Raw genomic sequence first — 21,287 nt, forward strand, 5'->3', positions numbered from 1 at the left:
AATTTATATTTTTAAAACTCATAGGCTGACTAAAAAGCCTATTAAATCAACGTTTATAGACAAAAAAGGAGAAAAACATGACATTTGAAGAAATTTTACCAGGACTAAAGACAAAAAAGAAATACGTACGTACTGGCTGGGGTGGAGCTGAAAACTATGTCCAACTTTTTGACACTATCGAGCAAAACGGGGTCGCTCTTGAAGTGACACCCTATTTCCTCATCAACGTGTCTGGTGAAGGGGAAGGTTTTTCCATGTGGAGTCCGACACCATGTGATGTCCTAGCAACAGACTGGGTAGAAGTGCATGACTAGACGTGTATTGATTACGGGAGTAAGTTCAGGGATTGGTCTGGCTCAAGCTCGACTCTTTTTAGAAAAAGGTTATCAGGTTTTCGGAGTGGATCAGGGTGAAAAGCCTGCCTTACAAGGTGACTTTCACTTTCTACAACGTGATTTAACGCTTGACTTGGAACTAATTTTTGACTGGTGCCCTCAGGTGGATATTTTATGTAATACGGCAGGTGTATTGGATGACTACAAGCCCTTACTAGAACAATCCGCCCAAGAAATCCAAGAGATTTTTGAAATCAATTACGTAACTCCAGTAGAGTTGACCCGCTATTATTTAACAAAAATGCTGGAACATAAACATGGAATCATCATCAATATGTGCTCCATTGCTTCAAGTTTAGCTGGTGGAGGAGGCAACGCCTATACCTCATCCAAGCATGCATTGGCAGGATTTACCAAACAGTTGGCTTTGGACTATGCAGAAGCAGGTATCCAGGTCTTTGGAATCGCACCAGGTGCAGTCAAGACGGGCATGACGGCAGCTGACTTTGAACCAGGTGGATTGGCAGACTGGGTAGCAAGTGAAACACCCATCAAACGCTGGATTGAGCCAGAGGAAATAGCAGATGTTACACTTTTTCTAGCAAGTGGGAATGCATCTGCCATGCAGGGACAAATCCTGACTATTGATGGTGGTTGGTCTTTGAAGTAATATAGTTGATACTCAGTTGATATGTGGAGGTATACTATGAAAAGAGATGAGTTTGGATTTGTCTTGCCCAATCTCTACTATCAGTTTTTATCAGAGTGGGAAGAGATTGCCCCCTATGAAATTGGAGATTCAGGCATCTGTTTGTACGCTAAGGAGGATCTTCAAGAGCGTAATGAGACTTATCAGATTGAGTATCAGAGTATCCGGATGTCGTGGAAGACAGTGATGTCTATCCTGCTGATGCATCGGAGCAAAATCTCCAGCTAGTCTACTATGGAGAGCAGTTGATTGACGTTCTTGCAGTCGCACTTGAAGAAAAACCAGATGCAAGTCTCCAAGACTTGGTCGAAGCTTTGAATTATTATAATCGGTACGATAGCTTTATGAACTTTGAAAGCTAGTAAGCATACTAGATTTATGCAGTTTCATTGATAATTAACAAATACAATAAGGAGTTAAGAAATGATAGATTACGAAAACATAAATGAAAAAATTGCCCCTTTTAGCCTGCTTGTATATGATGAGGATCCTAAAAATGTTCGAGGGTCACTCATTTATTACCCTGATGGAGAATACAGACAGGAAGTGTTTGATACTCGAGAAGACGAAGGAGCCGAAGGAAATGGCTACGATTGGGAATCGCTAGCTTTGGTATTTTTGGAGGAAAAAATGCCTGAATTAAGCGATGCTATCGACTTTGATCCTGAAGGAAGTATGTTTTGTGCCTATTCTTCCAAGGTGGACGCCTTGGCTAAATTCTCTTTAGAATTTAAAGAATTTTGCGATGATATCGAAGCTATGAAAGACTTGTTCAGTCGAGCAGAGTTGGATTAGTTGACTAAAATCTCTTTAAATTTAAAAAAAGAATAGAAAGGATTTCAAATGAAGCCACCAGAAGTAGTTGAACAACTGGAAAAACATCCAGACCTACATCTCTATTTAGATAAAATTTTAAAAAAGAATAAGAAAACCCAAGCTAGCTATCTCGAATCGCTGAATCATCTGGCCTATCTACTTTATCTAGATGGTCAAGAAGAAATTGCTAAGAAATTATTGGAGAGTGTCATACAAGTCCCATTTGAAGGGAATTATAACACTTGGACCTTTGTTGATAGCTCTTTGGTTTTATTGGCCTATCTGGAAAAAGAGGCAGAAAATAAGCTATCCGCCTATAAAAAAAACCTTTTATCCCCATTAAAACAAGGGGAGGAATCCACTCAAAAAATAAGAAGGAAAGTTCATCAGAGATTTTTAAATGGTGATAGCTTGGAGCAAAAGCTTGCAAAAATTAGGCAAGCTTCAAGTCCGGAATCAGAAATGGAACGTCGTCTGCTATACTTGACAGATTTATTAAAAATTCACCTCTTTATTACTGAGTCAACTTGTGAAGAGACAGATATCCAAGCAAAAATCGAAGAGAATATGGAGATATTAAAGAAGTATATCAAGGAGCATGAAATCTATAGCCTCTTTCCTTTTAAGGGATAAGGTAAGTTATTGATCTTGGATTTTTAGAAAGAGTAGAATATGGAAATCAAAAAACACTTTGGTGTCTATGGCATTTGCTATGAGAAAGGAAAATTACTCTGCATTGAGAAAACGAGAGGACCTTATTAACATCGTTTTGATTTACCTGGTGGTAGTCAGGAAGCAGGTGAAGGGTTGACAGAAACCCTCAAGAGAGAAGTTTTGGAAGAGACAGGCTATACTCTTAGCAGTTCTTCAAATCCTAGGATTTATGATGTGATGGTTCAAGAAGAGGGGCAAGACTTCGCAGTACACCATATCATGGCCTTTTATGATATAGTACTTGATTTAGAACGTTCTCAAAAATCCCTTCCTCATGAAGTTCTTGATGGAAGTAACGATTCAGCAAATGCAATTTGGTTTCCTCTTGAGCATATTACTGAAGAAAATGCCTCACCCTTAGTATTGAAGGTGAAGGCAGAGTTACGAGGATTTCCAGAATTGGACATGATAAGCTATAAGAATTGGAAGGTGAATGGATATGCAAAATCAACTAGCTCTGAGTGGTGAAAAAATTCTTGGAAAAGTTTATCCTCAACTATTGCACCACGTCGGTATGATTAGAGGCGAATATTTGTTGAGAGAGCTCAACCAAAACATCCTGTTACCAAGTTGTCAGCAATTTGTAAAAGATTATCTAGGCACTATTTGCTCCTTGTACTCGGATGAAGATGTCTGGTATCGTTTTTCAGAATTAACGAATACAGAAGCTAATTGTTTAGAGGGGACTAAAGAGTATTTTGATGAAAATCATCCCCTATTTGGATATAGAGGAACTAGGCGTTTATTGGCGTGTCTGGATGAATTTCAGGCTGAAGCAAATGTTGTTACAGAAGTTTATCAAACCAATCCCAATTTGTCTGTTATTTTTCCTTTTGTCAATGATGCTGAACAGTTAAAACAAGCTATTAGAGTGTTGCGCCAGCATGGTTTTAATGGAAAAGTTGGAACAATGATTGAATTACCGTCAGCTTATTTTGACTTGGACAGGATACTGGAAACTGGTATTTCAAAGATTGTAGTGGGAATGAATGATTTGACTTCTTTTGTTTTTGCGACTGTGAGGAACAGTCAATGGCATGATATGGAAAGTCCCATTATGTTAGAAATGCTGAGACAGATGCAGGATAAAGCAAGGACGAAAAAGATAGATTTCGCCGTAGCAGGATATCTGAATGCTTTTTTCATACAAAAAATGAATCAAATGGATATCAAGTGCATGATCCACTATAGTTCTATTCCAGAGATTTTTGATTTAAAAATTGACCATCCAGACCATCTCAAACGTGTAAAAGAAGAAAGTAAAAAAATACAAAGGAGCAACCTATGACACCTCAAGAAATGTGGAATGCCTACAAGCAAATAAACCCCTCTATCGGAGATGAGATAGATGCCTGGGCTTTTGGAGTGGAACCAGACCTTTTAGCGGATCTGGTCTTTAAAGGCGAAAAAACAGCAACAGCCTCTGCCTACGACCTCTATGCAGTAGAGGACGAACCCCTTCCCCAAGAAGGGACCTTTGATGTTATTTTAGATAGTAAGGATCAAGCTGTCTGCATTGTCGAAATTACAAAGGTTTCCGTTCAGCCTTTCCATCAGGTTTCAGCCGACCATGCCTACCAGGAAGGCGAAGGAGACAAATCTTTAGCCTATTGGCGTCAGGTTCATGAGGACTTTTTCACGGAGTGGCTTGAGGAAGCAGGTCTGACGTTTACACCTTATAGTAAGGTTGTTTTGGAAGAATTTCGCAAGGTCTACCCTCTCTAGACTACTAGAAGGAAGAAAGTTTTGGGAATCACCGTCCAAAGCTTTTTTCTGACTAAAAATATGATAAAATAGGTATGTTTGAACTAGAGCATTCGCTCAGAAATTTAGAATAGGAGAATATGATGCAAGCAGTAGAACATTATATTGAAACATTTGTTCCTGAACATTATGATTTGTTTTTAGACTTGAGTCGTGAGACCAAGACTTTTTCAGGAAAAGTAACCATTACTGGTCAAGCTAAAAGCGACCGTATTTCCCTTCACCAAAAAGATTTGGAGATTTCTTCAGTTGAAGTAGCAGGACAAGCTCGTCCATTTACAGTTGATAACGAAAACGAAGCCCTTCATATCGAGCTTGCAGAAGCAGGTTTAGTTGAATTGGTTATCGCTTTTTCAGGTAAAATCACAGACAACATGACAGGAATCTACCCATCATACTACACAGTTGATGGTGTTAAGAAGGAAGTTTTGTCGACTCAGTTTGAGAGTCACTTTGCTCGCGAAGCCTTCCCATGTGTGGATGAGCCAGAAGCAAAAGCAACCTTTGACCTCGCTCTTCGTTTTGACCAAGCAGAAGGTGAACTTGCCTTATCAAACATGCCGGAAATCGATGTTGAAAACCGCAAAGAAACTGGCATCTGGAAATTTGAAACAACTCCACGTATGTCTTCGTACTTGCTGGCTTTCGTTGCTGGTGATTTGCAAGGGGTAACTGCTAAAACTAAAAATGGTACTTTGGTAGGTGTATACTCAACCAAGGCACATCCACTTTCAAACCTTGATTTCTCACTAGACATCGCTGTCCGTTCTATCGAATTTTACGAAGACTACTACGGAGTCAAGTATCCAATCCCTCAATCTCTTCACATCGCCCTTCCTGACTTCTCAGCTGGTGCTATGGAAAACTGGGGACTTGTGACATACCGTGAAGTTTACTTGGTTGTTGATGAAAACTCAACCTTTGCTAGCCGTCAACAGGTAGCACTCGTCATTGCCCACGAACTTGCTCACCAATGGTTTGGTAACCTTGTGACTATGAAGTGGTGGGATGACCTCTGGCTCAATGAAAGCTTCGCGAACATGATGGAATACGTCTGTGTGGATGCCATCGAGCCAAGTTGGAATATCTTTGAAGATTTCCAAACAGGTGGAGTACCTCTTGCTCTTGAACGCGATGCGACGGATGGCGTTCAATCTGTTCACGTTGAAGTCAAACATCCAGATGAAATCAATACGCTCTTTGATGGTGCTATCGTTTATGCCAAAGGTAGCCGTCTCATGCACATGCTTCGTCGTTGGCTAGGAGATGCTGATTTTGCTAAAGGCTTGCATGCTTACTTTGAAAAACACCAATACGGAAATACCATTGGTCGTGACCTTTGGAATGCTCTCGGACAAGCATCTGGTCGTGATGTAGCAGCCTTCATGGATTCTTGGTTGGAGCAACCTGGTTATCCAGTCCTTACTGCCACAGTTGAAAATGATGTATTGAAGATTTCGCAAAAACAATTCTTTATCGGTGAACACGAAGATAAGAACCGACTTTGGGTAGTGCCACTGAACAGCAACTGGAAAGGAGTACCAGATACTCTCGAAACTGAAAGTATCGAAATCCCTGGCTATGCAGCACTTCTTGCTGAAAACAAGACAGCCCTTCGTTTTAACACTGAAAATACAGCCCACTACATTACTGACTATCAAGGTCAATTACTTGATGCTGTGCTTGCAGACCTAGTAGAACTTGATAACACAAGTAAACTTCAAATCGTCCAAGAACGTCGTTTGCTAGCTGAAGCAGGACACATTTCTTATGCAGACTTGCTTCCAGTAGTGGATCAATTAGCACAAGAAGAATCTTATCTCGTTGTTTCAGCAGTTTCACAAGTTATCGGAGCGCTTGATCGCTTTATCGATGAAGGAACTGAGACAGAAAAAGCCTTTAAAGCCCTTATTGCTAAACTGGCTCGTTACAACTATGACCGTCTTGGCTTTGAAGCTAAAGAGGGTGAATCTGATGAAGATGAATTGGTTCGTCAATTGACAATTTCCATGATGATTCGTTCAAATGACGAGGAAGCCAGTCAAGTTGCTAGCCAAATTTTCGAAGCCCACAAGGATAATCTTTCAGGACTTCCAGCAGCTATTCGTTCACAAGTTCTCATCAATGAAATGAAACACCATGAGACTAAGGAATTGGTGGCGACTTATCTGGATCTATACACTCATGCAACAGATGCCGCCTTTAAACGCCAATTAGCAGCTGCGCTTGCATACAGTACAGATGCAGAAAACATCCAAACTCTTCTTGAAACTTGGAAGGACAAATTTGTGGTAAAACCTCAAGATTTGTCTGCATGGTATTATCAGTTCTTAGGTCATAAGGAAACTCAGGAACCAGTTTGGGCTTGGGCGCGTGAAAACTGGGATTGGATTAAGGCTGCTCTTGGTGGAGATATGAGCTTTGATAGCTTTGTTATTCTTCCTGCCCATGTATTTAAGACAGAGCAACGCTTGACAGAATACAAGGCCTTCTTTGAGCCGCAACTTTCTGACCTTGCACTTAGCCGTAACATCGGTATGGGAATTAAGGAAATCGCAGCACGCGTTGAATTGATCAAGCGTGAAAAAGCAGCAGTTGAAGCAGCTGTTGCTCAATATAGCAAAGCTTAAAAGATTCTAGTCTAACTAGATTACAAAAACTCAACTTTCTCTTGGAAAAACAAGGGAAGTTGAGTTTTTTTTAAGATATTTTTGCTATAATAGGTGTAATAAGGAGGAATTTTTGATGATCAAAATTCTATTAGTGGAAGATGACCTAGGCCTGTCAAATTCAGTCTTTGATTTTTTGGATGATTTTGCGGATGTCATGCAGGTTTTTGATGGAGAAGAAGGTCTTTATGAGGCTGAAAGTGGCGTTTATGATTTGATTCTGCTTGATTTGATGTTGCCTGAAAAAAATGGTTTCCAAGTCTTGAAAGAATTACGTGAAAAAGGCGTTTCGACACCAGTTCTTATCATGACAGCAAAGGAAAGTCTCGATGACAAAGGTCATGGATTTGAGCTTGGGGCAGATGATTATCTAACAAAACCATTCTACCTAGAAGAACTCAAGATGCGTATTCAGGCGCTGCTCAAACGTTCTGGTAAGTTCAACGAAAATACTCTTTCTTATGGTGATTTGACTGTCAATCTATCTACCAATGAGGTTAAAGTCAATGATACTGTTGTGGAATTATTGGGTAAAGAATTTGATCTTTTGGTTTATTTCCTCCAAAATCAAAATGTTATCTTACCAAAAACACAAATTTTTGACCGTTTGTGGGGATTTGACAGTGACACAACCATCTCCGTGGTAGAAGTCTATGTATCAAAAGTTCGTAAGAAATTAAAGGGCTCAGTCTTTGCTGAAAACCTCCAAACCTTGCGTAGTGTTGGGTATATTTTAAAACATGTTTAATAAATTTAAAAAGAATTGGTATGCGGAGGATTTCAGTTATTTTATCCGTAACTTTGGAGTATTTACTCTGATTTTCTCTGCTATGACCTTGATTATCTTACAGGTTATGCACTCCAGTCTCTACACATCGGTGGATGAAAAACTCTTATCACTGAGCAAAAATCCTCAGGACGTCATTCAATTGGCGGTCAATCGTGCAACTGAGGACGTTAAGGATTTAGGTAGTGCCAATGTTGCTCCAGCTTCTGATAAAAAACCAACGGTTAGTTCCAATACGGAAGTGATATTGCTAGATTCAAATTTGAATCAATTAGTGACTGGCAACCGCTTTTTAGGTCTTGATAAGATTACTTTTAATAAAAAGGATTTGAATCATATTCGACAACTTCATGTTCAGAATAGTTATGGTCAGGATGAGATTTACCGAGTGATTCTATCTGAAATAAATATCGATTCTGTCTCGACCAATATTAAGTATGCAGCGGTTTTGATAAATACCAGTCAGATAGAGCAAATTAGTCAAAATCATGAGCAATTAATCGTGGTAGTCATGGCTAGCTTCTGGATTTTATCCATTATTGCCAGCCTTTATCTTGCGCGTGTCAGTGTTAAACCTTTACTTGAAAGCATGCAAAAGCAACAGAGTTTTGTGGAAAATGCCAGTCATGAGCTACGAACTCCATTAGCTGTTCTGCAAAATCGTCTAGAAACTCTTTTTCGAAAGCCGGAAGCTACTATTATGGAATCTAGCGAGAGTATTGCTTCTAGTTTAGAAGAAGTTCGAAACATGCGCTTTTTAACAACCAATCTCCTAAATTTAGCCCGTCGTGATGATGGTATCAATCCTGAACTAGGAGAGGTACAGCCAGACTTCTTTAACACAACCTTTACCAACTATGAAATGATTGCGTCTGAAAATAACCGCGTTTTTCATTTTGAAAATCGCATCCATCGGACCATCATAACAGATAAGCTTCTTCTTAAACAACTGATGACTATCTTGTTTGACAATGCTGTCAAGTACACAGAAGAAGAAGGAGATATCCATTTTGTCATTGCTACGACGGAGCGTAATCTCTATTTGTCAGTAGCTGATGATGGAATTGGTATTTCTGCAGTAGATAAAAAGAAAATTTTTGATCGCTTTTACAGGGTTGATAAGGCTCGTACTCGGCAAAAAGGTGGTTTTGGGTTAGGCTTATCCTTAGCCAAACAGATTGTCGATGCTCTTAAAGGAACCATCAGTGTCAAAGATAACAAACCTCATGGTACGATTTTTGAAGTAAAAATCGCTATCCAAACACCATCCAAGCGTAAAAATAAATAAAAAAAGCTGTGACTTAGAGAGCGGAAGAGCAAGTATCGCTTTTCTAGTCGCAGCCCTTTAGTTATCTTATAAAAAATAGGTCAGGACAAAATCCCGACCTTTTGAATCTAATATAATTTCTTCTTAATTATCGAACGTTGAATGTTTGATGCTGCTAAACTCAAGGCAATTGCTAGGCTAAAAGCCAGAACTGTATTAAACTTGAGGGCTAAAAAGATAAAGCTAAACAAGGCTAAAAAGACGCAAAAACAAGCAATGTTTACAAAGAAAAGAACTTCCTTCAAACTAGCAACGGAAGTGGTTTCTGGAACATAGTCTTGGTATAGCGTTGTTTGAGTTTCCTCTTCTTCAAACTCATACGATTGATATTTTCTTACGGGCATGATTCTCTCCTTAACAGTACTCTTTCATTTTACCATTTTTCAAGAAAAAAATTATTACAGTAAGGTTACAAAAATAATAAGTAAATTTATCATTTTAGGGAATAGCTGATTTTTCAGAAATGTGGTATAATTTTTCTTATGGAAAAGATTATTATTACAGCAACTGCTGAAAGCATTGAACAAGTAAAAGAATTACTAGAGGCGGGAGTTGACCGCATCTATGTCGGTGAGAAAGATTTTGGGCTTCGTCTACCAAAGACTTTTTCTTATGATGAACTGAGAACCATCGCTGGTCTGGTTCATGATGCAGGTAAGGAATTGATCGTAGCGGTCAATGCTCTTATGCATCAGGATATGATGGATCGTATCAAACCCTTTCTTGATTTCTTGGAAGAAATTAAAACAGACTACATTACTGTTGGGGATGCGGGTGTCTTTTATGTTGTCAATCGCGATGGTTATTCTTTTAAAACCATCTATGATGCCTCAACGATGGTAACTAGCAGCCGTCAGATCAATTTCTGGGGACAAAAGGCTGGCGCTTCTGAGGCAGTATTGGCTCGTGAAATTCCATCAGCTGAACTCTTTAAAATGCCTGAAATTTTGGAAATTCCTGCTGAAATTTTGGTCTATGGAGCAAGTGTTATCCACCACTCTAAGCGTCCACTCTTGCAGAATTACTATAATTTTACTCAGATTGATGATGAAAAAACACGTCAACGCGATCTCTTCTTAGCAGAGCCTAGTGATCCAGATAGCCATTACTCTATTTTTGAAGACAATCATGGAACTCACATTTTTGCCAATAACGACCTCGATTTGATGACCAAATTGCCAGAGTTGGTGGAGAATGGTTTCACTCATTGGAAACTAGAAGGACTTTATACTCCAGGGCAAGATTTTGTTGAGATTGCAAAACTCTTCATCCAAGCCCGTAGCTTGATTCAAGAGGGAAGCTTTACGCATGACCAAGCCTTCTTGTTGGATGAGCAAGTCCGTAAACTCCATCCCAAAAATCGTTTCCTTGACACAGGATTTTATGACTACGATCCTGACATGGTTAAATAAGAATCAGAAACCCGAAATAAAATGTTCGGGTTTTTCTAGTGCAAGGATGAATTTGAAGCGTATTCATGTTATAATAAAAGTAGCTTTTTGTTTGGAGGTGTTTAAGTGGAAAATCTGAAAAAAATAGCAGGCATCAAGGCTGCTGAGTTCGTAACCGACGGAATGGTTGTAGGACTTGGAACAGGCTCGACTGCCTATTATTTCGTAGAGGAGATCGGACGTAGAATTAAAGAAGAAGGACTTCAAATTACAGCCGTAACGACCTCGAGTGTAACGACAAAACAGGCACAAGGATTGAATATCCCACTTAAGTCGATTGACGAGGTGGATGAGGTTGATGTGACTGTTGATGGAGCCGATGAGGTAGATCGCCAGTTTAATGGTATCAAAGGAGGCGGTGGTGCGCTTCTAATGGAAAAAGTAGTTGCGACATCAACCAAACAGTATATCTGGGTGGTAGATGAGAGCAAAATGGTTGAGAAACTGGGCGCTTTCAAACTACCTGTCGAAGTTGTCCAATACGGAGCAGAACAGGTTTTCCGTCGTTTTGAAAAAGCTGGTTATAAGCCAAGTTTTCGTGAAAAAGATGGCCAACGCTTTGTGACGGATATGAAAAATTTCATTATTGATCTTGATTTAGGTGTCATTGAAGATCCGATTGCTTTTGGTCATCAACTGGATCTTCAGGTCGGTATTGTTGAGCACGGTTTATTTAATCAAATGGTTGATAAAGTGATTGTTGCAGGGCAAGCTGGCGTTCAGGTTTTAACTTCAACAAAAGGGAAATAATCAAAATAATCAAAAAAGGAGACACACTATGCCAAAATTTAATCGTATTCACTTGGTGGTACTCGATTCTGTAGGAATCGGTGCAGCACCAGATGCTAATAACTTTGTCAATGCAGGGGTTCCAGATGGAGCTTCTGATACACTAGGCCATATTTCAAAATCAGTTGGTTTGAATGTTCCTAACATGGCTAAGATTGGTCTTGGGAATATTGAACGTGAAACAGCCCTTAAAACGGTTCCCGCAGAGGCAAATCCTAGTGGTTACTACACTAAACTTGAGGAAGTGTCATTAGGGAAAGACACCATGACAGGTCACTGGGAAATCATGGGCCTCAACATCACTGAACCGTTTGATACTTTCTGGAATGGATTCCCAGAAGAAATACTTACAAAGATTGAAGAATTCTCAGGTCGTAAAGTAATCCGTGAAGCAAATAAACCATACTCAGGAACTGCTGTTATCGATGATTTTGGACCACGTCAAATGGAAACAGGCGAGTTGATTATCTATACGTCAGCTGACCCAGTTCTTCAAATCGCGGCCCACGAAGACATTATTCCTTTGGATGAACTCTATCGTATTTGTGAGTACGCTCGTTCGATTACATTGGAACGTCCAGCTCTTCTAGGTCGTATCATTGCACGTCCTTATGTTGGTGAGCCTGGAAACTTCACACGTACTGCAAATCGTCGTGACTTGGCTGTATCCCCATTTGCTCCAACCGTTTTGGACAAACTCAACGAAGCAGGCATTGATACTTACTCAGTAGGTAAGATTAGTGATATCTTTAATGGTGCTGGGGTGAACCATGATATGGGCCACAATAAGTCTAATAGCCATGGAATTGATACGCTTTTGACAACAATGGGCCTTGCTGAGTTTGAAAAAGGATTCTCATTCACTAACTTGGTCGACTTTGATGCACTTTACGGTCACCGCCGTGATCCACATGGTTACCGCGATTGCTTGCATGAGTTTGATCAACGTTTGCCTGAGCTTATCGCTGCTATGAGAGAAGATGATCTACTCATGATTACTGCAGATCATGGTAATGACCCTACTTATGCAGGTACAGACCATACTCGTGAATACATTCCACTTTTGGTCTGTAGCCCATCACTAAAAGGAAATGGACACCTACCAATCGGTCATTTTGCAGATATTTCTGCGACAATCGCTGATAACTTTGGCGTAGATAAGGCTATGATTGGTGAAAGCTTCTTAGATAAATTGGTTTAAGATGACTCGCTTGGCATTACTGGTTAGAGGGATCAATGTCGGTGGGAAACATAAGGTGGTCATGGCCCAGCTTCGTCAAGAATTGACAGAGTTGGGATTAGAAAATGTTGAAACCTACATCAATAGTGGCAATATTTTCTTTGATACTAGCATGCCTAGAACTCAGTTGGTTGAGAGGCTACAGGATTTCTTTAAAGAACATTATCCATTTATTCAACATTTTTCCTTGTTAAGTCAAGAAGATTACGAAGAGGAGCTTAGAACTCTTCCGGAATGGTGGTTCCAAGAAATAGCTCGAAAGGATGTTCTCTTTTATACTGAGGGACTGGATATCAAGCAAGTTATCGAGAAAGTCGAAAGTATGGAACTGGTAGATGAAGTGCTTCATTTCGGGAAACTGGGAATCTTCTGGGGCAAATTCTCAGAAGAAACCTATAGCAAAACAGCCTATCACAAGTACCTGCTTAAGATGCCTTTCTATCGTAATATTACTATTCGAAATGCAAAAACCTTTGACAAAATCGGTCAATTTTTAAAAGATTATGAAGGAGACAGACAATGACATTATTAGCAAAAATCAATGAAACAGCTGCTTTCTTAAAAGAAAAGGGAGTAAAAGCACCAGAGTTTGGCTTGATTCTTGGATCAGGACTTGGAGAACTTGCTGAAGAAATCGAAAATCCAGTTGTGGTAGACTATGCTGAGATTCCAAACTGGGGACGTTCGACTGTTGTTGGACACGCTGGCAAATTGGTGTACGGTGAGCTTGCTGGACGTAAAGTCTTGGCCCTTCAAGGACGCTTCCATTTCTATGAAGGAAATCCGCTTGAAGTCGTGACTTTCCCAGTTCGTGTCATGAAAGTTTTGGGCTGTGAAGGTGTGATTGTTACCAATGCTGCTGGTGGTATCGGCTTTGGTCCTGGTACTTTGATGGCTATCACTGACCACATCAATATGACAGGCCAAAACCCTCTAATCGGTGGAAACCTGGATGACTTCGGTCCACGTTTCCCAGACATGTCAAAAGCCTACACTCCAGAATACCGTGCTACAGCTCATGCAGTTGCTGAAAAGCTTGGTGTTAAACTTGATGACGGTGTTTATATCGGTGTAACTGGTCCAACTTATGAAACTCCAGCTGAAATCCGTGCATATAAGGTACTTGGTGCTGATGCTGTCGGAATGTCAACTGTTCCAGAAGTTATCGTTGCAGCTCACTCTGGCTTGAAGGTTCTTGGTATTTCATGTATTACCAACTTTGCGGCTGGTTTCCAAGAAGAACTTAACCACGAAGAAGTTGTAGAAGTGACCGAACGTGTCAAAGGCGACTTTAAAGGCTTGCTGAAAGCGATTCTTGCTGAATTGTAAGACTATGAGAGTACGACTCCAAAGTATTCCCTATGGACTGAGAGTGCTTCTAGCCACCTTATCATTAGGAATAGGGACGGGTCTGGTCGGAATTGCCTGTCATTATCTACTAGAAGGGGGGCAAGGGCTGGCTTTTGGCCAAGATGAGTCGGATTTACTCCAGCAATTTCAAGAAGCTGGAGGTCTCCGTAGATTCCTCGTCTTGTGTGTGACAGGATGCTTGGCAGCTGGCTTCTGGTATACCCTGCAAAGGCGTCATAGGATCCTGTCTATTCGCCAGCAAATCGACTTAGTTGGAAATACAGATCCAGTTCCTTTGGCTCACCTACTTCATGCAGTCATGCAGATTGTGATTGTCGGAGCGGGTGCTTCGGTCGGAAAAGAAGCCGCTCCACGCGAGGTTGGCGCTCTTATAGGAGGTCGCTTGGCGAAAGGTTTTTCTCTAGCCCTCAAAGAGCGAAAAGTCTTGATTGCCTGTGGTGCTGGAGCTGGTTTAGCTGCGGTCTATCAAGTTCCCTTTGCCAGTAGCTTGTTCGTCTTTGAGACCTTAGGACTCGCCTACAGTTGGCAGAACCTTCTACTGGTTTTGACCAGCACTTATCTAGCCACCTGGGTCGCTCAGTCCATCATTGGTCAGGAGGCTATTTATCACCTGTCCGCAGTCTCATGGTCGGCTAGCAGTTTCTTCCAGGCTATTGTGATTGCTTTCTTGGTTACTCCCTTGGCTCTGGTCTTTGCTTTCCTCGCCAAGCGGGCTAGTCACAAACGGCGGAAGGCTGGGACGATTCTTTGGGCTCTTCCTCTAGCCTTTCTAGTGCTGGGGAGCCTAGTAGCCTTTTTCCCTATCTTTATGGGGAATGGCCAGGTACTAGCGCAAGTCCTCTTGTCTAGTCAGTCGATTCCTTATCTTCCACTGGCTCTTGCAGTGAAGGGGCTTCTGGTTTATCTCCTCTTGCGCAATGGTGCGTATGGGGGAACTTTGACACCATCATTTGCCTTAGGGATTGGATCTGGCTATCTAGTGACCTTGCTTTTGACTGTAGTTGGTATTCATCTGGATCCTGCTTTAGGGATGTTACTAGGAGCGACCGTCTTTTTAGGGACGACCTTAAAAGCTCCTCTGGCAGCTATTGCCCTGAGCCTTGGATTTACAGGCCAAACTTGGAGTTTGACAATTCCGCTTGTACTTGCAGCTAGTCTGTCTTACGTGATTCGAAAGAGATGGGAGAAGAAACGATGAAGGTACATTTTGTACTGCATGAAACCTTTGAAGTGCCGGGCGCTTATCTAAAATGGGCGCAGGAGCGTGGCCATCAAGTGACCACGACCAAAGTCTATGAGAATGAAGCCTTACCAGAGACAGTGGATGAGATCGACTTTTTGATCGTAATGGGAGGACCTCAATCGCCAGATGAAGATCGGGAAACTTTTCCATACTACGGTCCTCAGGAAGAGATTGAGCTGATTCAAAAGGCTATGAAGGCAGATCGTTATATTGTTGGTGTCTGTCTTGGTGCTCAACTCTTGTCTGTTGCTTATGGCGCAGAGTATGAACATAGTCCAGAGCGTGAGATTGGTGTTTTTCCAATAACGCTAACTGAAGCTGGATTAAAAGACAATTATGTCAAAATTTTTGGACAAACTTTAAATACTGGTCACTGGCATGGAGATATGCCGGGATTAACAGAGGATGCTATCGTCCTTGCGACCAGTCAAGGTTGTCCACGTCAGATTATTCGCTTTAGTCCTAAACACTATGCCTTCCAAGCTCATTTGGAATTTGATCCAGAAGCAGTAGAGCTCTTAATTGCTGCGGATGGTGAAGAAGTTTTGGAAGAACAAAGTCAAAAATTGACTTACGTTCAAAAGCCTGAAGTTATTCGTGCATATGATTATCAAGAAATGAATGCAAAACTCTATGCATTTTTGGATTCATTAACAAATTAAAAACAACAGAAAGGTAGAGCGTGTGTTCAGATTGGAACACGAGCGGAAAGCTTTTCTAATTACTCAATTAAAAAAAAGATGGGTTAACCGTATTAGCTGAACTGAATACGGGTGGAGAACTGTGTAAAAAAGATAAACTGTCTAGCATTTACAATGCGTCGCCAGTTTCCTATTTTTACTTTGTTCTCTGTCGCCTGTCTTGTATATCAAAAAAGAAAGGTAGAGCATGTGTTCAGATTTGAACACGAGCGGAAAGCTCTCCTAATTACTCAATAAAAAAAGAAAGGATGGGCAGTTCGGGTTTGAAATTGAACCCGGGCTAGAGGCTGTGTAAAAAAGATAAATCCTCCTAGATGCGAGGCATCTTTGTCGGATTTCCTATTTTTACTTTGCCTCTTTTACGCCCTTGGTATCTTATATTATGTCTATCCATATTGCTGCTAAGCAGGGTGAAATTGCTGATAAAATTCTTCTTCCTGGGGATCCTCTTCGTGCTAAGTTTATTGCGGAGAATTTTCTTGAAGATGCTGTTTGTTTTAACGAAGTTCGTAACATGTTTGGTTACACTGGTACTTACAAGGGTCACCGTGTATCTGTCATGGGAACAGGGATGGGAATGCCATCAATCTCCATCTATGCGCGTGAATTGATTGTCGATTACGGTGTGAAAAAATTAATCCGTGTGGGAACTGCTGGTTCTTTGAATGAGGATGTTCATGTCCGTGAATTGGTCTTGGCGCAAGCAGCTGCTACCAATTCAAATATCATTCGCAATGACTGGCCTCAATATGATTTTCCACAAATCGCTAGCTTTGATTTGCTTGATAAGGCCTACCATATTGCTAAAGAACTCGGTATGACAACCCACGTTGGGAACGTTTTATCATCTGATGTCTTTTACTCAAACTACTTTGAAAAGAACATCGAGCTTGGTAAATGGGGAGTCAAGGCTGTGGAAATGGAAGCAGCAGCTCTTTACTATCTTGCTGCTCAACACCATGTTGATGCTTTAGCTATTATGACTATTTCAGATAGTTTGGTTAATCCAGATGAAGATACAACTGCAGAAGAACGTCAAAACACCTTCACTGATATGATGAAGGTTGGTTTGGAAACATTGATTGCTGACTAAAGGTAGATTCCATTCATGTGATTTCTCTTGTTCTCAAAATGATAAGCATGTTCATTGCTTCAATCCTATAATAGATGAGAATAAGGACTTTGAAGAACGTCAAATTGTGTCAAAGGATCAAAAATAGTCAGTTTAATATCTAAATCATAAGCAAATAAAGTTGGAAGCCTGATTGACAATAGCTAAAGGTTTTCAACTTTTTTAGAACAAAAACTAAAGGAGGGGTAAAATGGATAAGATTGAACAATTACAGGAACTGATAGATCAAAGTCAAAGAATTGTCTTTTTCGGTGGGGCTGGGGTTTCTACAGAGTCTAATATTCCAGATTTTCGAAGTTCCGATGGTGTTTATAGTCTTAAGTTGGGGCGTCATTTTACTGCCGAGCAACTGGTTTCACGCACCATGTTTGAACGCTATCCAGAGGATTTTTTTGATTTCTACAAAAAGTATCTGGTCTATCCTGATGCCAAGCCGAATTTAGCACATAATTATCTAGCGTCGTTAGAAAAAACAGGTAAATTAAAGGCGATTGTGACGCAAAATATTGATAGCTTGCATGAAATGGCGGGTTCTGAAAATGTTTTGAAACTGCATGGTAGTGCAGATCGAAATTATTGTTTGGGCTGTCATCGCTTTTATGATTTGACTGCCTTTTTGGCACTTGAAGGTCCAGTTCCCCACTGCTTAGATTGTGGTAAGGTGGTCAAACCTGACGTAACCCTTTATGAGGAAGAGCTAGATATTGATGTATTTAGTCGCGCAGCCCAAGTCATTCAGCAAGCAGATTTGTTGATTATTGGTGGAACTTCCTTAGTTGTTTACCCTGCAGCTAGCCTAATCAATTATTTTTCAGGGTCAAATCTTGTCGTTATCAACAAGTCCAGCACTCCTCAAGACAGCCAAGCTGATTTAGTTATCGAAGGTAAGATTGGAGAAGTTTTTTCTAAATTGAGACAATAAAAAACTGAAAGAAGTAGGACTATACTTCCTTCAGTTTTTTTGTATCACGAACTCAGAAACTATGAACAAGATTCGCTCCATTCCTCAGGGGATCTCATATTTGATTGATAAATTGATTGAGTTCTTCTTGATTGTTGAATAAAATTAAACAGAAAAGAGGCTGGGACAAAAGTCCTAGCCTCTCAATTGTCGAGCAAGACGCAGTGGTTGAGTGGGCTCTACTACGCTGATTTCATCAGCTTTTACAGCCCTACTCAACTGTGCGGAGGTGGGATGACGAAATCGAATTCTAACGAATTACCGATTTCTGTCCCACTCTCTTTTTTAGTCATTCAGTACATGCTGATTTTAATGAAATGCTACTATATTGTTTACTTTTTTAAAGATCGCAAAAAACAATCAATCTCTGCTTGAGAATGGAGAATGCTCATCTTTTCTGGGTAAGTATTGTTTAAGTATTGGTATCTTTCCTTAGCATTTTTTGTTCGACCATCCCAGAGAATCCAACGAATAAATTCCCAGTTGAATTGCTCGGGGCATCCCTTAGCCATACTTTCTCTCACTTTTCCTCTGTATTTTAAATAGCGCTTAAAGGCTCTTAGCAAACAAGTCCAAGCCGAAAAATTTAAAAAGATAATCTGGTCAGCTTGCTCCATTCTTTCCTCATAGCAACACCAAGAGTAGTTGCCATCAATGACCCAATTTTTGTTTTTGGATAAAAAGTCCTTCATTTCCTTAAGCATCCAGTCACGGTCGCTGTCCTGCCAACCAGGTTGAAATTGGAGAGTATCCATATGAAGTTTGGGGATGGAGTAGTGCTTAGCCAGTTTTTCTGCAAGAGTAGATTTACCTGATCCTGAATATCCGATGATAGCTATTTTCATAATAACCTCCAGAAAATGTGCACAAAAAAAGCTCCGAAGAGCTCATTTTGTATGCAGTTAAAGATTAACCAAGTTTAGCTGCAAGACGTGCTTTATCACGGCTAGCTTTGTTTTTGTGGATCAAACCTTTAGTTTCTGCTTTATCGATAGCTGAGCTGGCAGCACGGTAAAGTTCTTCAGATGGGTTTGCTTCAAAAGCTTTGATAGCAGTACGCATAGCTGATTTTTGAGCTGAGTTCTTTTCGTTTTGTTTAACGTTCAATTCAGCGCGTTTGATAGCTGATTTAATGTTTGCCAATGTTCTTACCTCCATTTTTACTAACTATACCATTATATCTGAAAACTTACGTTTTGACAAGGGAAAATTATTTTTTTAAGTAAATTTCATCAATTTCGTGATTTTTAGATTTATGGAGAATGACCTCGGCACGATTTCGTGTCGGTTCAATGTAATTTTGGAGATTGGTGAGGTTGATACTGGTCCAAACTTGGTGAGCAAAATCCTTGACTTCACTAAGAGGAAGTTGAGTGAAACGATAGTAATAGTTGCCTGGATCATCTTGAGCAAAGCTAAGGAGTTTTAAGAAACGATCCAAATACCAACTTTCAATATCTTCGACAGCGGCATCTACATAGATTGAAAAATCAAAGAAATCAGTAATATAGAGACGATCATTATGAGGGTTTTGGAAAACATTGATTCCCTCAACAATGACAAAATCAGCAGCTTGAACTCGTTGTTTTTGACCTGGGACGATATCATAGATTTCATGGGAATAAACAGGAATATCAACATCCTGCCCATTTTTAAGTTGGTCTAGGAAATTAAGCAAAGCTTCCATGTCGTAGCTCTCAGGAAAACCTTTACGATTAAGGATATCTTGCTCAATTAAGACACTATTTGAGTATAAAAAACCATCTGTAGTAACTAGTTCAACACTTGCTCCAGGAACGATACGAGACAGCAAAATTTGCAAGAGCCGACTAGTAGTTGATTTACCGACAGCAACACTCCCAGAAACTCCGATAATAAAGGGCTGTTTTTTGCTCTCTCTTTGAAGGAAAATACCTTTTGAAAAGGCAAGGTCTTCTTTGGAACGCTTATAAATCTGAATCAAATGTGCCAGTGGCAGATAGATATCTGTAACATCTTGTAGGCTAATCTGATCATTGAAACTCTTAATAGAATCTAACTCTTCCTCGGTCAAGGGAGGAGTTGTTTTGCGATGCAAGGATTGCCAAGTTTCGCGGTTTATCTTTTCAAAATGTAAAAAATCGTTGGTCATTTGTTTTCCCCTAGATATTTTGTTTATCATACCATAAAAAGCTAAAAAAATAAAGCGGTTCCTTGAATGTGATAAGTCAGTAGTATATACTATAAGTAGATAGAGAATGAACAATTTATTGATGAAGTAGGAGCTGATTTCTCCTGATTTTATCAGCTAATAAAGGGGGCTTTTTAGTTCATAACTCATAGGAGGTGTACTATGAAAATCTTAAAAAAATACATATTGGAACTCTGTTTTATTTTAAGTTTTGCTTTACCTTTTATAAAAGGAGTCAATGTGGATAATGGTAGACGATTTGTGGAAATTTATTACGGTTTTACATTTTTAATGGATTATGCCATTGTAACAACTATTTTCATTTGTTCACTCCTCCTTGCATGGCTGTTAAGGAAAGGTTGGACAAAATTCCTTGCTGCTGGTAGTTATCTATTTTTGATTTTGTGGATTGCTACAGAGGGTTATTTATTCCGCATGTCAATAGAAGATTTGATACGACTGTGGACAAGTTTGGAAATCCTGACACAAACTTATCAGTTGGGCTTTTATCTAAACATTTTGTTGGGAATCCTGTTGATAATTAAGTATTTGAAGGTAAAGCAATAGTAATCAAAATGTATCTGATTATAGACAATAAATTTGTTGTTTTATCCTGACTGTGATACCTTGTAGCTCCCAATGACTTGTCATTCGTTTCCAATAATTGATAGAGATTGAAGGAAAGCGCTTTCTTTGTTAAAATATAAGGGGGGAAAACCTATAAAGGAGATGTTAAGATGAAAGCTAGATTAAGAGAAAAAGAGCTGTTTTTTATCAGTCTATTTGTAGTTGTTTTATGGTTATCACCAAACTGGGTGAATTTCTCCTTTACGATAGGAACTCAGAGCCATAACTGGACCACTTTTGTTCTGTTTATCTTATTGCCCCTCATAGGTCTTGGCTACCTTGTGCTAGCTTTCTTTAAAAGAAAGTGCTGGCTCTTCTTTTTTGGTCTTGCTTGCATTTTTGCTTTTCCGATTACCATGGCAGTAGCTAGCTTTTTACTAGGTCCCTAATGTTAATCCGAATTTATATTATTTTTGAGAAAATACAATGTTATTTAAGGGCTTGATACCATTGTAAACGATTTACAAATAACTTATTTTTA

25 protein-coding genes and 1 pseudogene are annotated in these 21,287 nt (G+C 39.9%); 22 read left to right on the plus strand and 4 right to left on the minus strand.

All coding sequences use genetic code 11. The features are described from left to right. The first annotated feature begins 77 nt into the window (after window positions 1-77). The 11 genes and pseudogenes from RRU92_RS05750 to RRU92_RS05800 all read left to right on the plus strand — a co-directional run bounded on the left by RRU92_RS05750 (window position 78) and on the right by RRU92_RS05800 (window position 9,082). Complete coding sequence (locus RRU92_RS05750) at window positions 78-314, plus strand: DUF2829 domain-containing protein (protein ID WP_042768384.1); 237 nt, start codon at window positions 78-80, stop codon at window positions 312-314. After that, window positions 307-1,005 (plus strand): 3-oxoacyl-ACP reductase, encoded by a 699-nt coding sequence (locus RRU92_RS05755; protein ID WP_315638900.1) that lies wholly within the window; start codon window positions 307-309, stop codon window positions 1,003-1,005. The genes RRU92_RS05750 and RRU92_RS05755 overlap by 8 nt, the downstream gene beginning before the upstream one ends. A 212-nt stretch (window positions 1,006-1,217) precedes the next feature. Further along, entirely contained in the window at window positions 1,218-1,406 is a 189-nt protein-coding gene (locus RRU92_RS10340) for a hypothetical protein (protein ID WP_410530779.1), read from the plus strand. Between the two features lie 61 nt (window positions 1,407-1,467). Continuing rightward, the gene (locus tag RRU92_RS05765) at window positions 1,468-1,839 is read left to right on the plus strand and encodes an Imm51 family immunity protein (protein WP_281335112.1); all 372 of its coding nucleotides are present in this window, start codon (window positions 1,468-1,470) and stop codon (window positions 1,837-1,839) included. A 48-nt stretch (window positions 1,840-1,887) separates the two neighbouring features. Continuing rightward, on the plus strand, window positions 1,888-2,493 hold the full coding sequence (locus tag RRU92_RS05770) for a DUF6707 family protein (protein ID WP_315638901.1): 606 nt from the start codon (window positions 1,888-1,890) through the stop codon (window positions 2,491-2,493). Window positions 2,494-2,532: 39 nt separating this feature from the next. Continuing rightward, window positions 2,533-3,042, plus strand: a pseudogene (locus RRU92_RS05775) (NUDIX hydrolase). Continuing rightward, complete coding sequence (locus RRU92_RS05780) at window positions 3,014-3,862, plus strand: putative PEP-binding protein (RefSeq protein WP_315638902.1); 849 nt, start codon at window positions 3,014-3,016, stop codon at window positions 3,860-3,862. Before RRU92_RS05775 ends, RRU92_RS05780 begins: the two are co-directional and overlap by 29 nt. Then, window positions 3,859-4,299 carry an ASCH domain-containing protein gene (locus tag RRU92_RS05785; protein WP_315638903.1) on the plus strand — a complete coding sequence of 147 codons (441 nt, stop codon included), beginning with the start codon at window positions 3,859-3,861 and terminating at the stop codon, window positions 4,297-4,299. The genes RRU92_RS05780 and RRU92_RS05785 overlap by 4 nt, the downstream gene beginning before the upstream one ends. 122 nt (window positions 4,300-4,421) lie before the next feature. Further along, window positions 4,422-6,968, plus strand: coding sequence for a M1 family metallopeptidase (locus RRU92_RS05790; RefSeq protein WP_315640913.1), 2,547 nt, complete (start codon window positions 4,422-4,424; stop codon window positions 6,966-6,968). Window positions 6,969-7,083: 115 nt separating this feature from the next. Further along, window positions 7,084-7,755 (plus strand): response regulator transcription factor, encoded by a 672-nt coding sequence (locus RRU92_RS05795; RefSeq protein ID WP_075229131.1) that lies wholly within the window; start codon window positions 7,084-7,086, stop codon window positions 7,753-7,755. Beyond that, window positions 7,748-9,082, plus strand: coding sequence for a HAMP domain-containing sensor histidine kinase (locus tag RRU92_RS05800; protein ID WP_315638905.1), 1,335 nt, complete (start codon window positions 7,748-7,750; stop codon window positions 9,080-9,082). The genes RRU92_RS05795 and RRU92_RS05800 overlap by 8 nt, the downstream gene beginning before the upstream one ends. Window positions 9,083-9,189: 107 nt before the next feature. Here the strand turns inward: RRU92_RS05800 and RRU92_RS05805 are convergent, their stop codons facing one another. Further along, window positions 9,190-9,465 (minus strand): DUF3270 family protein, encoded by a 276-nt coding sequence (locus RRU92_RS05805; RefSeq protein WP_070460932.1) that lies wholly within the window; start codon window positions 9,463-9,465, stop codon window positions 9,190-9,192. Window positions 9,466-9,603: 138 nt separating this feature from the next. On the opposite strand from RRU92_RS05805, the gene RRU92_RS05810 reads away from it, so the two are divergent. From RRU92_RS05810 to RRU92_RS05850, 9 genes are all read left to right on the plus strand, one after another. Further along, window positions 9,604-10,533, plus strand: coding sequence for a peptidase U32 family protein (locus RRU92_RS05810; RefSeq protein ID WP_315638907.1), 930 nt, complete (start codon window positions 9,604-9,606; stop codon window positions 10,531-10,533). A gap of 105 nt (window positions 10,534-10,638) precedes the next feature. After that, on the plus strand, window positions 10,639-11,322 hold the full coding sequence (gene rpiA, locus RRU92_RS05815; protein ID WP_315638909.1) for a ribose-5-phosphate isomerase RpiA: 684 nt from the start codon (window positions 10,639-10,641) through the stop codon (window positions 11,320-11,322). Between the two features lie 28 nt (window positions 11,323-11,350). Beyond that, the gene (locus tag RRU92_RS05820; RefSeq protein WP_315638911.1) at window positions 11,351-12,562 is read left to right on the plus strand and encodes a phosphopentomutase; all 1,212 of its coding nucleotides are present in this window, start codon (window positions 11,351-11,353) and stop codon (window positions 12,560-12,562) included. Window position 12,563: 1 nt separating this feature from the next. Then, complete coding sequence (locus RRU92_RS05825; RefSeq protein ID WP_315638913.1) at window positions 12,564-13,124, plus strand: DUF1697 domain-containing protein; 561 nt, start codon at window positions 12,564-12,566, stop codon at window positions 13,122-13,124. Continuing rightward, on the plus strand, window positions 13,121-13,930 hold the full coding sequence (locus tag RRU92_RS05830) for a purine-nucleoside phosphorylase (RefSeq protein ID WP_315638914.1): 810 nt from the start codon (window positions 13,121-13,123) through the stop codon (window positions 13,928-13,930). Before RRU92_RS05825 ends, RRU92_RS05830 begins: the two co-directional genes overlap by 4 nt. Before the next feature lie 4 nt (window positions 13,931-13,934). Beyond that, the gene (locus tag RRU92_RS05835; protein ID WP_315638915.1) at window positions 13,935-15,170 is read left to right on the plus strand and encodes a chloride channel protein; all 1,236 of its coding nucleotides are present in this window, start codon (window positions 13,935-13,937) and stop codon (window positions 15,168-15,170) included. Beyond that, window positions 15,167-15,877: a type 1 glutamine amidotransferase gene (locus RRU92_RS05840; protein ID WP_315638916.1), complete on the plus strand. Its 711-nt coding sequence runs from the start codon at window positions 15,167-15,169 to the stop codon at window positions 15,875-15,877. The genes RRU92_RS05835 and RRU92_RS05840 overlap by 4 nt, the downstream gene beginning before the upstream one ends. 421 nt (window positions 15,878-16,298) lie before the next feature. Next, a complete protein-coding gene (deoD, locus tag RRU92_RS05845; RefSeq protein ID WP_125448263.1) occupies window positions 16,299-17,009 on the plus strand; it encodes a purine-nucleoside phosphorylase in 711 nt (236 codons plus the stop codon). A gap of 229 nt (window positions 17,010-17,238) precedes the next feature. After that, complete coding sequence (locus RRU92_RS05850) at window positions 17,239-17,970, plus strand: NAD-dependent protein deacylase (protein ID WP_315638917.1); 732 nt, start codon at window positions 17,239-17,241, stop codon at window positions 17,968-17,970. Between the two features lie 371 nt (window positions 17,971-18,341). Here the strand turns inward: RRU92_RS05850 and RRU92_RS05855 are convergent, their stop codons facing one another. The 3 genes from RRU92_RS05855 to coaA form a co-directional block, all read right to left on the minus strand. After that, window positions 18,342-18,854, minus strand: coding sequence for a DNA topology modulation protein (locus RRU92_RS05855; protein WP_315638918.1), 513 nt, complete (start codon window positions 18,852-18,854; stop codon window positions 18,342-18,344). A gap of 64 nt (window positions 18,855-18,918) precedes the next feature. Continuing rightward, window positions 18,919-19,167 carry a 30S ribosomal protein S20 gene (rpsT, locus tag RRU92_RS05860; protein WP_029689628.1) on the minus strand — a complete coding sequence of 83 codons (249 nt, stop codon included), beginning with the start codon at window positions 19,165-19,167 and terminating at the stop codon, window positions 18,919-18,921. Between the two features lie 52 nt (window positions 19,168-19,219). After that, a complete protein-coding gene (gene coaA, locus RRU92_RS05865; RefSeq protein WP_315638919.1) occupies window positions 19,220-20,140 on the minus strand; it encodes a type I pantothenate kinase in 921 nt (306 codons plus the stop codon). A 201-nt stretch (window positions 20,141-20,341) separates the two neighbouring features. Between coaA and RRU92_RS05870 the strand changes: the two genes are divergently transcribed. Then, window positions 20,342-20,746, plus strand: coding sequence for a hypothetical protein (locus RRU92_RS05870; RefSeq protein ID WP_315638920.1), 405 nt, complete (start codon window positions 20,342-20,344; stop codon window positions 20,744-20,746). Between the two features lie 170 nt (window positions 20,747-20,916). Then, on the plus strand, window positions 20,917-21,195 hold the full coding sequence (locus RRU92_RS05875; RefSeq protein ID WP_315638921.1) for a 1,4-dihydroxy-2-naphthoate prenyltransferase: 279 nt from the start codon (window positions 20,917-20,919) through the stop codon (window positions 21,193-21,195). The last annotated feature ends 92 nt before the right edge of the window (window positions 21,196-21,287 follow it).

The organism is Streptococcus sp. DTU_2020_1001019_1_SI_AUS_MUR_006, from assembly GCF_032340315.1.
Lineage (GTDB): Bacteria > Bacillota > Bacilli > Lactobacillales > Streptococcaceae > Streptococcus.